Source organism: Streptomyces sp. NPDC005899 (assembly GCF_040629645.1).
Classification (GTDB): Bacteria; Actinomycetota; Actinomycetes; order Streptomycetales; family Streptomycetaceae; genus Streptomyces.
In genome coordinates this window covers 1-12,637 of the sequence record NZ_JBEXWB010000175.1, presented here as the reverse complement: position 1 = coordinate 12,637, position 12,637 = coordinate 1, and the positions used below count along the sequence as shown (strand labels likewise).

Sequence of the window (12,637 nt, the reverse complement as noted above, 5' to 3'; positions counted from 1 at the left end):
GGCGGGGACCCGGGCCGGTGGCCCGGGGTGCCGCCGGCCCGCTGCCCCGGTATGCGCCGTGCGTCCGGGGCCTCCCCGTCACCGCCACCGCGGCCGCCGTCCGTCATGGTGTCCGCCCGTGGCCGGGAGGCGTGGTGCCCGCGGGCGGACGGTCGGTCGCCGTGGAGAGCAGTTGCAGCCCGAGCCGCAGCCGGCGCCGGGCCTCGTCCCCCGTGACCCCCAGGTCGGCCGCCGTCTGCCGGTAGTCACGACGCTGTACGTGGGCGAGTTCGAGAGCGGCCCGCAGCGGCGCGGGCATGGCAGCCACGATGTAGTCGGCGCGGGCGGCGGTGGTGGCCCTTCGGACCCGGTCCTCGAGCTCCTCGGCCTGCGCGTCCGGGCCGGCCCCCGCGGCCTGTCCGTGCGTGTCGCGCAGCCGCCGCACGGACAGGCGGTGGGTGAGGTCCGCCACCCAGGACCGCATGGGGCCCTGCTCGGGGTCGTAGGAGTCGGGGTGCTCCCAGATGTGACCGAAGACCTCCCGCGTCACCAGGTCCGCGGCCTCCTCGTCGTCGAGCATCCGCTGGGCCTGGCTGTGCACGAGGGCGGCGAACCGGTCGTAGAGCTCGCCGAGCGCCGCCGCCTCGCCGCGCACCAGCCGCTGCTGCATGCGGCGGTCCCAGCGCGGTGGTGCGTCCTTCGCCATCCGGCCCCCAGCCCTGTGCCTCGCGTCGAATGTAGTCGGCGCCATCGGTCCGTCACGTACCTTTGCACCAAGTACGTCCCCCGGGCGGCCCTGGGTGATAAGGAATGTGACGCGCTTCGACCGTTCCTGACCTCCTGGATGGGCCCGGGTGCTCGTTTCTGTGCGCGTCCCGGGCCGGACCGGTGGGCCCCCGGGTGTTTCGCGGATGCGTGAGGTGGGCAGCCGCGAGGAGGAACGGAAACTTCCGGATGATCCTCCGGATCCCGCCGGAACGAGAGGTCCGATCGCGTGACGCTGAAGGTGGACGAGACCGAGCAAGGCGGGTGGACCGTGTTGCGGGCCCACGGTGAACTCGATCTGGTGAGCTCACCCGTCGTGCGCCAGTCCGTCCACGGAGCGGTGGCCGAGGGCCGGCACGACGTGGTCCTCGACCTCTCCGGCGTGCTCTTCTGCGACTCCAGCGGCGTCAACGTGCTGATCGCCACCCGTCGGCTCATGAAGTCCTGCGGCGGCCGGCTGCGGCTCGTCCTCCCGGCCCGGGGCGCGGTGGACGGCTCCCACGTCAACAAGGTGCTCGGCGCCCTGGGGGTGCGCAGGCTCTTCGACGTCTACCCCGACGCGGGTGCCGCCACCGACGCCGACGCCCGGCCGCTCAGCGCCTGATCCGCGGGCGGTGCGGGGCGTGAGGACGCGGGCCGGCAGGCGGGCGTCACACCCGTAACGGGAGTTGGTGACACGTGGCCACCGCCGGCGTCGTACGCTCCCCGCATGGACAGCGCAGAGTACGAACGCAAGATCGCGCACCGGTTCGCCGCCTTCGACCAGGACGGCAACGGCTACATCGATCGCGCCGACTTCAACGTAGCGGCGGCACGTCTGCTCGCCGAGTTCGGGACGGCGGCCCGCTCCGACAGGGGCCAGGCCCTCTACACCGGGGCCGAGGCCTTCTGGCAGGGCATGGCGGGCATCGCCGACGTGGACGGGGACCAGCGGGTCACCCGTGGTGAGTTCGTGGGCGGGGCGGTGAAGCGCCTGCGCGACAACCCCGAACGCTTCGCGGAGATCGCCCGCCCCTTCCTGCGCGCGGCGATCGCCGTCGCCGACCCGGGGGACCACGAGGGGACCGCCCCCGCCTCGGCCCCCGTGGCCGCGGTGGAGCGGGCCCTCAGGGTCCTGGGGGCCGGGGCCGACGTCGCGAGTGTCGCGGCGCAGAGCCTGGACGCCGACCACGACGGCCGGATCGCCGAGAAGGACGCGGTCGCGGCGCTCTCCGCGTACTTCACGGTGATCGAGCCCGACGCCTGAGACCCGTCGGCACCGAGGTCCGCGCGGACGCCAACACGCCCGGCCGCGCGGCCGGTTCGGGGCGCCGTACGGCAGGTTCCGCAGGGCGGCGGGACCGGCCGTACGGCGCCGCGCCGCACAGTCGTCGCTGACCGTGGCCGCGTGGGCCCCCCGGCGCCACGTGACCCTGCGCAGTCGGCGCCGGCCGCAGGCGGCGGGCGTCCTGTCACGGGGCGGAGTCGGCGGCTCCGCTCAGGTAGGCTCCGGTGGATGCGAGTGGTACTGGAACCCAGGGATCCGGGTGTGGCCCGTGCGGCGACTCCGGTCCCGAAGCGGTGCGCCGCTCGCGGTCCCCGGAGACGCCCAGGACCTGCCGGGGGCTCGGCTTCCCGGTCCCGGGCACGCTCCTGTTCGACTCTCCGCAACGTGCGTCGCACAGTATGGACCACGCGTAATCCTTCGCGCTGGAATATGCCCGAAGCGCTTGTTGCGGTGACTGTACGTCAACCATGCTGTCCCACAGGGGAGTCACGTTCCGTGACCCTGAGGAGGCGCTAGGCGATGTGTCCGCCGGTTCGGATGGTGTGAGCGGTGCAGGTGCTTCAGGTTCAGCTGGAGGTCGGGCCGGATCCCGCGGAGGTGGGCCGGGCCCGCAGATGGGCTCGGTCACGGCTGGTCGGGTCCGGGGTGGCGGATGACGAGCCGCTCGCCGAGACGCTCATCCTGCTGATCTCCGAGCTCGTCACGAACGCGGTGGTGCACACGGGCTGCCCGGCCGTACTGCGGATGCTGTTCGGCTGCGGATCGCTGGAGACCGTGCGGGTCGAGGTGGCCGACACGAGCTGCCGCCCGCCCCAGCAGCGACACGCGGCGGGCGAGGACACGGGCGGCCGGGGCCTGGAGCTGGTGGACGGCCTGGCGGACCGCTGGGGCTGGCAGCCGGAAGGCGCCGGGAAGCGGATCTGGTGCGAGGTCGACCGGGGCGGTCCGATGATGGTGACGGTGGCCGACGACCAGCCCGGCGACCCCGCCCGTATCTGAGCCGGGCACCCGGCCGGGTCCGGTGCCCGAGCCGGGTCCGGTGCCCGGCCGGGTCCCGGCCGGGTCCTACGGGGCCCCGCTCGCGGCCGCCGACCGGAACGCCCGCCGGTAGGTTGTCGGCGGTACGCCCAGCGCCGCCTGTACGTGCTGGCGCAGTGAGGTCGCCGTGCCGAATCCGGCGTCCCGGGCCACCTCGCCGATGGACAGGTCCGTGGTCTCGAGCAGTTGCCGGGCGCGTTCCACCCGCTGCTGGGTGAGCCACTGTCCCGGGCTGACGCCCACCTCCGCACGGAAGCGGCGGGTGAAGGTGCGTACGCTCATCGACTCCTGCCGAGCCATGTCGCGCAGCGAGATCGGCTGCTCCAGCCGGCCCAGCGCCCAGACGCGGGCGGCGGTCGTCGCGGCCGACCGCGCGTCCGGGACGGGCCGCTGGATGTACTGCGCCTGGCCCCCCTCGCGGTGCGGCGGCACCACGGTGCGGCGGGCGACGTCGTTGGCGACGGCGCTGCCGTGGTCGCGGCGCACGATGTGCAGGCACAGGTCGATCCCGGCGGCCACCCCCGCGGAGGTCAGTACGGCGCCGTCGTCGATGAACAGGACGTCCGGGTCGACCCGGACGGTGGGGAACAACCGCTGGAAGTGGTCGGCGGCGGACCAGTGGGTGGTGGCGGGGCGGCCGTCGAGGTACCCGGCCGCGGCGAGCACGTAGCTGCCCGTGCAGATGGACACCATCCGGGTCCCGGGCCGGACGAAGGCGAAAGCGGCGGCGAGCTCCTCGGTGAGCCGGCCCTCCGCGTACACGGGGCCGAGTTCGTACGAGGCGGGGACGACGACGGTGTCGGCGGTGGCCAGGGCCTCCGGGCCGTGTTCGACGACGATGCTGAAGTCGGCGTCGGTACGGACCGGGCCCGGCGGGCGCACGGAACAGGTCACGACGTCGTACAGCTTGCGGCCCTCGTCGAGCGGCCCGCAACCCAGCGCGCGGCCGAAGATGCGCTGGGGGATGCCGAGTTCGAACGGGAGCAACCCGTCCAGGGCGAGCACGACGACTCGGTGCCGCATCACAGCTCTCCTGTTCCCCGGGGGACGCGGCCGGTGAAACGGCCGCCACCGACTCTAAGCGGACGGGCATCACACCCGTGAAGGAGAATCCGGCCTCCGCACGACCGCCCCACCGCCCGCCGACGCGTCCAGCCCACCGCCCGCCGACGCACATTGCGCGCCGCGCCCTGACCGCCGCACCCTGCCCGCCTGTTTCCCGCCGCCTCTTGGCCACCTGCTACCCGCCGCACCCTGGCCGTCCGCCGTCCGCCGTCCGCCGTCCGCTGTCCGCTGTCCGCCGTCCGCCGCCCCCGCACCACCGCGCCGCCCCGCCGTGCCCTGCTCGGCCCCCGCCCCCACCGGCTCCGGGCGGCCCGCCGTGGCCTGATCCCTGCGAACCCTGTCCCTCAAGCCACTCGCAGGGCCCGCGCCCGTGACCGGATGCTGGTCGGCGTGAACCGGACTGCCGAAACCGGGAGCGCGGCCGTCGCCGCCGCTCCGCCTCCTCGCCCCTCCCGACCACGGATCCACCGGGCATGGCTCGTCGCGGCCGTGACCTTCGTGACGATCATCGGCGGCGCGGCCTTCAACTCCCTGCCGGGCCTCCTGATCGACCCCCTCCACACGGAGTTCGGCTGGTCGCGCGGGGAGATCGGGCTCGCCGTCTCCCTCGACATGGCGTTGTACGGGCTGACCGCCCCGTTCGCCGCCGCGCTGATGGACCGATTCGGCATCCGCCGGGTCGTGGCCGTAGCGCTGAGCGCGGTGGCCGCCGGCGCCCTGGCGAGCGTCTGGATGACGGCGGCCTGGCAGCTGATGCTCTACTGGGGCCTCCTCGTGGGCCTGGGCACGGGCTCGATGGCGCTGTCCTTCTCCGCCACCGTCATCAACCGCTGGTTCGTGGCCCGGCGCGGCCTGGTCACCGGCGTCCTGACCGCGGCCGGGGCCTCCGGTCAGCTGGTGTTCCTGCCCCTGTGCGCCTGGATCGTGGACGCGCACGGCTGGCGCCCGGCGTCGGTGACGGTCGCCCTGGCCGCGCTCGTCGCCGTCCCGCTCGTCCTCCTGCTGATGCGTGACCATCCGGCCGACGTGGGCCTCGCCCCCTACGGCGGCACCTACGCGGCGAAGCCCGCGCCCATGGCCGGTGCGGCCGTCCGCACGGTGCGCGTCCTGAGGGACGCCGCCCGCACGGGACCGTTCTGGCTGCTGGCCGGGTCGTTCGCGATCTGCGGAGCCTCCACCAACGGCCTGATGGGCACCCACTTCGTGCCCTCGGCCCACGACCAGGGCATGGCGACCACGACGGCGGCCTCCCTGCTGGCCACGGTCGGGATCTTCGACATCGTCGGCACCATCTTCAGCGGATGGCTCACGGACCGCTTCGACGCCCGCAGACTGCTGGCCGTCTACTACGCGCTGCGCGGCGTCTCGCTGCTGTTCCTGCCCCTGTTGCTGACGGGCCCCTCCGTGCACCCGCCGATGGTCTTCTTCATCGTCTTCTACGGTCTCGACTGGGTCGCGACCGTCCCGCCGACCCTCGCCCTGTGCCGGGAGCAGTACGGCGAGGACAGTGCGATCGTCTTCGGCTGGGTCCTGGCCTCCCACCAGGTGGGGGCGGCCGTGGTGGCGTTCCTGGGCGGCGTGGCACGCGATGTGTTCGGCTCGTACGACGTGGTCTGGTACGCCTCGGGTGCCCTGTGCGCGACCGCCACGCTGATGGTCCTGGTGATCCGTCGCCGGGAGGGCGACGCGGCGCCGGCCGCGGCCCGCTGACGGCCGGGGCCCGGGGAGGGGTGCGTCCCGCGCGCCTCCCCGGGCCCCTGGTCAGTGCTTCGCCAGGCGTCCGGCGATCTTTCGGGCGTCCAGGGCCATCTCGCGCAGCATCCCGCTGATCGGGTTGGTGAAGCCGGTGAAGTACAGGCCCGGCGCCTGCTTCGGGGTGCGGGCGCCGTGCACCACCGGGCGGCCACGGGCGTCCAGCACGCCGAGGTGGCCGACCAGGCCCTCCAGGGACCGCTCGTAGCCGGTGGCCGCGATCACCGCGTCGGGCGTGATCCGGGATCCGTCGGCCAGCACCACGGCATCCCCGTCGAACGACTCGACGGCCACCACGGGGACCACCCGACCGGTCTTCACGGCGTCGAGGATTCCGACGTCCTGGACGGGGATCGCCCCCTCCTTGACCCGGGAGTACAGGCCGGTGTCCGGACGGGGCAGGCCGTGTGCGGCCAGGTCGGGGACGGCTATCCGGCCCATCAGGCGGCCCGCCCGGTCGACGAGGGCGACCGGCAGCCTGCGGACGAGGACGGCGGTCGCCTGCGCGGGCCAGCCCGCCGTGGAGCGGCGCACGATGTGCGGAACCGTACGGACCGCGATCCGCACCCGGGACGCGCCCCCCTCGACGAGGTCCACCGCGATCTCCGCCCCGGTGTTGCCGATGCCGACGACGAGGACGTCCCGGCCGGCGTACGGGGCGGGGTCGCGGTACTCGGCGGCGTGCAGCAGGTCGCCGGCGAAGTCCTCGCGGCCGGGCCACGCGGGTATGCGCGGGGTGTGGTTGAAGCCGGTGGCCACCACCACGGCCCGTCCGGCGAGCACCCGGCCCCCGGTGGCGCTCAACTGCCAGCCGGTGCCGTCGGCGGCCCGGTCGATCCGGGACACCTCGACGCCCGTGACCACTTCGAGCTCATGGTGTTCGGTGTACTTCTCGAGGTAGCGCACCATGTCCTCGCGTGACACCCACCGCCCGAACCGGCGCGGCATGGGCAGCCCCGGCAGCGCCGACCAGCGCCGGGTCGTGTGGAGGTGCAGCCGGTCGTAGTGGCGTCGCCAGGACGCCCCGACGTCGGTGGACTTCTCCAGGACGACCGCCCGGACGCCCCGCGCCCGGAGGGCGGCCGCGGCGGCGAGACCGCCCGGGCCGCCGCCGACCACGTACACCGGCCGGTCCTCGGTCCGGTCGATGGCGGCGGGAAGGGCTGCACCGGCGGAAGACGTGCTGTCTGGCATGGTTCGGAGCGTAATCCGCCCTGAGGTTGATGGGTCTCGGTCAAGACCGAAATCGGTTGCGAAACGATCACGGGAGCCTTTTCACGGCCCCGGCGCCCCTCGCTCACAGTCCTGGCGCCCCCCACACCGGGAACCAGCGGGCGAGGTCGCCCTCCACGCGGAGGTCGTCGCCGAGCACCGCCCGTACCTGGAGCTCCAGTTGGTTGTCCCGCTTCTCCCCGCCACCCGGCGCCGGTGCGAACGGGTAGAACGTGCCGCGCTTGTAGAGGTAGACGAGGGCCAGCGAGCGGCCCTCGGTGCTCCGGAAGCCGATCATGGAGCAGAGCAGGTGCGGGCCGAAACCGCCGTCCTGGAGCAGGGTGTTGACCGCGTGCAGGTCGTTGACCAGCGCCGCGGTGTCGTCGGGCGCCTGCCGGGCCAGCAGCCAGGTGTAGCCGTAGGCGTCCCGGCTGAACTCCACGGGCACCCCGCCCCGTCCGGTGTCGGCGTCGAGCAACTCCCGTACGTCCTGCTGGACACGGGCGAACGTGCCGCCCTCCACCCCGGCGAAGCACACCGATCCGAGGCCGGTGGGCGTGTAGCCGGTACCCGCCTGGAGGGTGAGGGCGGCGGAGGGCACGGCGAACAGCTGGTCGAGGTCGGGGCGGACGGGTTTGCTGCGGCCGAGGATGCTGTCGAGCAGGCCCACGGGGGCTCCTTACGGGCGGGAGAGGCCGGTCGAGAGGCGGGCCAGCTGGTCCAGGCGCTGTTCCAGCGTGGGGTGCGACGAGAGGAGCCGCCCCAGGCTCTCCTTGGCGGCGAAGGCGGGCACGAAGTAGAAGGCGTTGTACGGCTCCGCCTTCCGCAGGTCCTCCGTCGGGATCCTGGCCATCTGGCCGCTCACCTTCGTCAGGGCCGAGGCGAGCGAGGAGGGCCGCCCGGTGAGGAGGGCGGCCGTCCGGTCCGCGGACAGCTCCCGGTAGCGGGAGAGCAGCCTGGTGAGCAGGAAGCTCAGGGCGTACACGACCGCGCTGATCAGCGGGATGAGCATGATGACGACGCCGGCCGGGTCGTTGCCCCGGCTGTTGCGGGCCAGGCCGCCCCACAGGGCGACGCGGGTGATGATGCCCGCCAGGACGCCGAGGAACGAGGCGATGGTCATGACGGCCACGTCGCGGTGCGCGACGTGGGACATCTCGTGGGCCAGCACGCCCTCCAGTTCGTCGGGCTCCAGCCTGCGCAGGAGCCCGGTGGTGGCGCAGACCAGCGCCGTCTTCTCACTGCGGCCCGTCGCGAAGGCGTTCGGCACGTCGCTCCGCGCCACGGCGACCCGGGGCTTGGACATGTCGGCCAGGGCGCAGATCCGGTCGATCGCCCCGTGCAGTGCGGGCTCCTCCTGCGGCGTGACCTCACGGGCCCCCATGCCGTACGCGGCGATGCGGTCGCTGAACCAGAACTGAGCGACGAAGAGGCCGCCCGTGATGATCAGGACGACCGGCCAGGCGCCGCGCAGGACGGCCACGAGCACGCCCACCAGGACCACGTACAGGAGACCGATGAAGAACATCGTGCTGACCATGCGGGCGGTCAGGCCCCGGTCGGGGGCGTAACGGGAACGGGCTCGTGCCATGGGTGCCTCCAGCGGCTCGCCTGCCTCCCATAGTGCTCCTTTCGCGTAGGAACCGTATGAAATCGGGTGGCGGGCTCACGGCCACAGGAGTTCCCGGGCCCAGTTCGCGCCGCCCCGGCGGTAGCGGAGCCGTACGTGCCGCCGCCGCGCGTCGCCCTGGAAGAACTCGACCTCGCGCGGCTCGACCACGTAGCGGGTCCAGGTCTCCACCTCGGCGTCCGGTTCCGCCCGCGCGCGTTCCCAGGCGGCCTCCGAGGCCCGCACCAGATCCTCGTAGGAGGGGAGCACCTCGCTCTGCGTGCCGGTCAGGGCGGCGGCCAGCGCACCGGCCGACCTGGCGTGCAGATCGGCGCGGCTCTCCGCCGGGCTCGCCGGTACGACGGCGCCGCGGACCCGGATCTGGCGCCCCTGGGCGGGCCAGTAGAAGCCCAGGGCGGCGTGCGGGCGGGCGGCCAGCTGGCGTCCCTTCTCGCTGGTGGCGTGGGTGGCGAAGTGCCAGCCGCGCTCGTCCGCGTCGTGCAGCATCAGCGTCCGTGCGTCGGGCCGGCCCTCGGCGTCCGTGGTCGCGAGGGTCATGGTGTGGGGCTCGGTCTGTCCGGCCGTGACCGCCTCGGCGAACCAGGTGTGGAACAGGTCGAGCGGGCCGGCGGGCGCGGCGGAGGGGTCGAAGCGGGGGAGGGGGACGTCCTCCCATACGCGCTGGGCGCGGAGCAGGTCGCGGAAGGCCTTCTGTGTATCGCTCATGGCCCTATTCCACCGTGCCGCCCGGGGGACCGCCCGGCGCGGGTGGGCGAAGTGCCGGCCCGGGTGGGCGAAGCGCGGAGGCGGGGAAAGCACCGACGGCGGACCACGTGGGTGGTCCGCCGTCGGTGAGACAGGACGTGCGGGCTACGGGTCTCCGTACGGTGCCCGAGGGGGGAGGCGTTCGTGCCCGGCGCCTACCTGGCCGGCTTCTTGCCGGTGATGCCGAGGTGGACCAGGAGGGCCAGGTTCGGCCGGAGGTCGGCCGCCTTGACGCCCCAGGTGCTGAACCCCTTCTGGTGCGAGGCCACGGCGGCCAGCATCGCGACGAGCGAGCCGGCCACGGCGGCGGCGCTGACATCCTTGTCGACCCTGCCCTTCGCCTGGAGCTCCTTGACCGACTCGGTCAGCGGGCTGGTGACGGAGGTGAGCACCTTCATGCGGAGCTTGTGGAAGCGCTTGTCGCCCTCGGCCGCACCGAGGTCGACGACGCGCAGGATCGCGTCGTGGCGCCGCCAGAAGTCGAGGAAGCCGTCGACGAGTTCCTCGGCGGACTGCCGGCCCGCCTTGCCCACCCAGGAGCGGCCGGCGACCAGTTCGGTCAGCCCGGCGCCTTCCTTGGCCATTTCCTCGGCGACTTCGAGGACGGCGCCCTCGACGTCGGGGAAATACTGGTAGAACGTCGCGGGCGAAGTCCCCGCCTTCCGGGCCACGTCGATGACTTTGACGTCCCGGTACGGCGAGGAGCTGAGCATCTCGCCGAGGCAGTCGAGCAGCTTCTGCCGCGTCGCCTGACCTCGCCGACCGGCCACGCGGCCGTCAACGGTGCGTACTTGTCCTGTCATGCCGTCAGCTTACCGAGGGGTGATCGGGGCGCGATCTGGCCGACTGCAAATGGGGAACGCACCAGTCCGCACAGGGCGCGGAAGGCTTTTCGGCGGCCGGTGCGACGGGCTCTTCGGCAGGTGTGCGGGGTGCGCGGGGGTGCCGGAGAGGGCGGGGCCCGGCAGTCGTCGGAGTGATCTTCTTATCAACAGCCTGTGGATAACTTCGGTGGACAACGCTTTCCCGGGCGCTCGTCCACCGGTCGCCGGCCGCCTTCACGATCCGGGCAGTAGTTCTATTTCCGCGGGTGGGGGTGGGGTGGACGGCCGTTTCGGGGCGCGCGGCGCGACCCCCGGCGATACGTTGACTGTGACGGGCGTCACCGCGACGGAAGGACCCGGGCCCATGGCCGCATTCGCGCAGTCCGTGCCCTGCTGGGTGGACGTGCAGCTCTCCGACCTCGAAGCGGGCAAACGCTTCTACGGCGGGCTCTTCGGCTGGACCTTCCACGCGGGGGACGGGATGCCCTTTGCCGACGCGTACAGCGACGGCAAACTCGTCGCCGCGCTCGCGGCGAAGCAGGACGGGCGCATGCCGACCGCCTGGGGCGTCTACTTCTCCACGGACGACATCCTCGCCACCGTCGCACTCGTCCGGAAGGCCGGCGGCCAGGTGATCACCGACCCGGTACGGGCCGGCCGGGCCGGGATCGTCGCCCAGGCGGCCGACCCCGGCGGTGCGGTCTTCGGCCTCTGGCAGGCGGGTGACCGCGCCGGCTTCGAGAAGCACGACGAGCCGGGCGCCTTCTGCTGGACCGAGGTGTACACCCGGCAGCCGGAGCGGGTCGACGCCTTCTACGAGGAGGTCTTCGGCTTCCTGGGCACGGACACGGACGAACCGCCGGGGGGCGGCTCCGGCGGGGAGGAGTCCGCGGCGGAGTTCCGCATGTGGTCACCGGCGGGCACCGAGCCCGGCCCGGACACCGCGATCGGCGGGCGCAGCGTCATCACGGACGCGTTCCCCGCGATGCTGCCGAGCCACTTCCTGACCTACTTCGCGGTGGCCGACTGCGTCGGAGCCGCCGAGGCGGCCGTCCGTCTCGGTGGCCGGATCTCCGCGCCGGCCTTCGACATCCCGTACGGCCGTGTGGCGGTCCTCCAGGACGACCAGGGTGCCGCCTTCGCCGTGCTGCAGCCGACCGAGCTGCTGCCCTAGCGGGGCCGTGCCCGGCCGGCCGGGCATCCCTCCGGGCCGTCGCCGCGACCTCCCCGCTGTCCTGAAACGGGTGGAGTGCCACAAGACACCCTGATCCGCCCCCGGGTTCGCAACCGGGCCCGGAGCCAGGAACAATCAGGGTGCACCGCCAGGTGGTGCTCAGTGGTGAGACGCTGCACAGGGCGGGATTTCGCGGGCCTCGTCATCTGGGGCCCGTACGGGGAGGTGGCAGGCAAGTGGAGCAGCTGACGCAGCATGACCCGCGGCGGATCGGCCCGTTCGAGGTGCTGGGACGGCTCGGAGCCGGCGGCATGGGGCTGGTCTACCTCGCGCGGTCGGCGTCCGGCCGGCGGGTGGCGATCAAGACGGTCCGTACGGAACTGGCCGAGGACCAGCTGTTCCGGGTCCGTTTCACGCGTGAGGTGGAGGCGGCCCGGGCGGTCAGCGGCTTCTACACCGCGGCCGTCGTGGACGCCGACCCGCGAGCGGCCGTCCCCTGGCTCGCCACCGCCTACGTGCCGGCTCCCTCCCTCGAGGAGATAGTGAGCGAGTGCGGGCCGATGCCGACCCAGGCGGTGCGGTGGCTGGCCGCCGGGATCGCCGAGGCCCTGCAGTCGATCCACGGGGCGGGGCTCGTCCACCGCGACCTGAAGCCGTCCAACGTGCTGGTCGTCGAGGACGGCCCCCGGGTGATCGACTTCGGGATCGCGTCGGGCGTCTCCAACACCCGGTTGACCATGACGAACGTCGCGGTGGGGACCCCGGCGTACATGTCCCCCGAGCAGGCCCGCGACTCGCGCAGCGTGACGGGGGCCAGTGACGTGTTCTCGCTCGGCTCGACGCTGGTCTTCGCGGCCACGGGACACGCGCCGTTCCACGGGGCCAACCCGGTCGAGACCGTGTTCATGCTGCTGCGCGAGGGCCCGGACACGGAAGGGCTGCCGGACGACCTGCGCCCGCTCATCGAGTCCTGCATGCAGATGGACGCCACGCGGCGCCCCAGCCCGGCCGACCTGCAGGCCCAGCTGGCCCCGCACCTGTTCGCCTCCGGCAGCGACGACAGCGGCACGGCCTCCGCCTGGCTGCCCGTGCCGGCGACGGCCATGATCGAGCAGCGCAGGGGCGGTGGCCGTGCCGTCGTGGCCGCTCCCGCGCCGGTGACCGTGCCGCCGCCCCCGCAGCAGCCG

The 12,637-nt window shown here is 73.4% G+C and carries 13 protein-coding genes; 6 read left to right on the top strand and 7 right to left on the bottom strand.

All coding sequences use genetic code 11. The annotated features are described in order from the left end of the window. Window positions 1-103: 103 nt before the first annotated feature. Complete coding sequence (locus ABZ371_RS19745; protein ID WP_358681121.1) at window positions 104-685, bottom strand: sigma-70 family RNA polymerase sigma factor; 582 nt, start codon at window positions 683-685, stop codon at window positions 104-106. A 288-nt stretch (window positions 686-973) separates the two neighbouring features. Here ABZ371_RS19745 and ABZ371_RS19740 point away from each other — a divergent pair, with 288 nt between their 5' ends. From ABZ371_RS19740 to ABZ371_RS19730, 3 genes are all read left to right on the top strand, one after another. Then, complete coding sequence (locus ABZ371_RS19740; RefSeq protein WP_358681119.1) at window positions 974-1,348, top strand: STAS domain-containing protein; 375 nt, start codon at window positions 974-976, stop codon at window positions 1,346-1,348. Between the two features lie 105 nt (window positions 1,349-1,453). Further along, window positions 1,454-1,990 carry an EF-hand domain-containing protein gene (locus ABZ371_RS19735; protein WP_358681116.1) on the top strand — a complete coding sequence of 179 codons (537 nt, stop codon included), beginning with the start codon at window positions 1,454-1,456 and terminating at the stop codon, window positions 1,988-1,990. A gap of 570 nt (window positions 1,991-2,560) precedes the next feature. Beyond that, window positions 2,561-3,010 (top strand): ATP-binding protein, encoded by a 450-nt coding sequence (locus ABZ371_RS19730; protein ID WP_358681113.1) that lies wholly within the window; start codon window positions 2,561-2,563, stop codon window positions 3,008-3,010. A gap of 66 nt (window positions 3,011-3,076) precedes the next feature. Here the strand turns inward: ABZ371_RS19730 and ABZ371_RS19725 are convergent, their stop codons facing one another. Next, on the bottom strand, window positions 3,077-4,072 hold the full coding sequence (locus tag ABZ371_RS19725) for a helix-turn-helix domain-containing protein (protein ID WP_358681110.1): 996 nt from the start codon (window positions 4,070-4,072) through the stop codon (window positions 3,077-3,079). Window positions 4,073-4,492: 420 nt separating this feature from the next. On the opposite strand from ABZ371_RS19725, the gene ABZ371_RS19720 reads away from it, so the two are divergent. After that, window positions 4,493-5,824 (top strand): MFS transporter, encoded by a 1,332-nt coding sequence (locus ABZ371_RS19720; RefSeq protein ID WP_358681107.1) that lies wholly within the window; start codon window positions 4,493-4,495, stop codon window positions 5,822-5,824. A 51-nt stretch (window positions 5,825-5,875) separates the two neighbouring features. On the opposite strand, the gene ABZ371_RS19715 is transcribed toward ABZ371_RS19720, so the two are convergent. The 5 genes from ABZ371_RS19715 to ABZ371_RS19695 all read right to left on the bottom strand — a co-directional run bounded on the left by ABZ371_RS19715 (window position 5,876) and on the right by ABZ371_RS19695 (window position 10,255). Continuing rightward, window positions 5,876-7,060 carry an NAD(P)/FAD-dependent oxidoreductase gene (locus tag ABZ371_RS19715; RefSeq protein WP_358681104.1) on the bottom strand — a complete coding sequence of 395 codons (1,185 nt, stop codon included), beginning with the start codon at window positions 7,058-7,060 and terminating at the stop codon, window positions 5,876-5,878. A gap of 103 nt (window positions 7,061-7,163) precedes the next feature. Continuing rightward, window positions 7,164-7,748, bottom strand: coding sequence for a hypothetical protein (locus ABZ371_RS19710; RefSeq protein WP_358681102.1), 585 nt, complete (start codon window positions 7,746-7,748; stop codon window positions 7,164-7,166). Window positions 7,749-7,757: 9 nt separating this feature from the next. Continuing rightward, window positions 7,758-8,669, bottom strand: coding sequence for a zinc metalloprotease HtpX (htpX, locus tag ABZ371_RS19705; RefSeq protein WP_358681099.1), 912 nt, complete (start codon window positions 8,667-8,669; stop codon window positions 7,758-7,760). A 75-nt stretch (window positions 8,670-8,744) separates the two neighbouring features. Continuing rightward, complete coding sequence (locus tag ABZ371_RS19700) at window positions 8,745-9,413, bottom strand: pyridoxal 5'-phosphate synthase (protein WP_358681096.1); 669 nt, start codon at window positions 9,411-9,413, stop codon at window positions 8,745-8,747. 194 nt (window positions 9,414-9,607) lie between these two features. After that, entirely contained in the window at window positions 9,608-10,255 is a 648-nt protein-coding gene (locus ABZ371_RS19695; RefSeq protein ID WP_358681094.1) for a TetR family transcriptional regulator, read from the bottom strand. A 385-nt stretch (window positions 10,256-10,640) separates the two neighbouring features. On the opposite strand from ABZ371_RS19695, the gene ABZ371_RS19690 reads away from it, so the two are divergent. Further along, on the top strand, window positions 10,641-11,450 hold the full coding sequence (locus ABZ371_RS19690; RefSeq protein WP_358681092.1) for a VOC family protein: 810 nt from the start codon (window positions 10,641-10,643) through the stop codon (window positions 11,448-11,450). Window positions 11,451-11,686: 236 nt separating this feature from the next. Next, the coding region (locus tag ABZ371_RS19685) for a serine/threonine-protein kinase (protein ID WP_358681089.1) at window positions 11,687-12,637 on the top strand (951 nt) is incomplete at its 3' end.

Coding starts and splice junctions, on each gene's coding strand:
- ABZ371_RS19725 (WP_358681110.1), bottom strand. CDS start 4,072: ATGCGGCACCGAGTCGTCGTGCTCGCCCTGGACGGGTTGCTCCCGTTC.
- ABZ371_RS19715 (WP_358681104.1), bottom strand. CDS start 7,060: ATGCCAGACAGCACGTCTTCCGCCGGTGCAGCCCTTCCCGCCGCCATC.
- ABZ371_RS19690 (WP_358681092.1), top strand. CDS start 10,641: ATGGCCGCATTCGCGCAGTCCGTGCCCTGCTGGGTGGACGTGCAGCTC.
- htpX (WP_358681099.1), bottom strand. CDS start 8,669: ATGGCACGAGCCCGTTCCCGTTACGCCCCCGACCGGGGCCTGACCGCC.
- ABZ371_RS19735 (WP_358681116.1), top strand. CDS start 1,454: ATGGACAGCGCAGAGTACGAACGCAAGATCGCGCACCGGTTCGCCGCC.
- ABZ371_RS19695 (WP_358681094.1), bottom strand. CDS start 10,255: ATGACAGGACAAGTACGCACCGTTGACGGCCGCGTGGCCGGTCGGCGA.
- ABZ371_RS19700 (WP_358681096.1), bottom strand. CDS start 9,413: ATGAGCGATACACAGAAGGCCTTCCGCGACCTGCTCCGCGCCCAGCGC.
- ABZ371_RS19745 (WP_358681121.1), bottom strand. CDS start 685: ATGGCGAAGGACGCACCACCGCGCTGGGACCGCCGCATGCAGCAGCGG.
- ABZ371_RS19720 (WP_358681107.1), top strand. CDS start 4,493: ATGCTGGTCGGCGTGAACCGGACTGCCGAAACCGGGAGCGCGGCCGTC.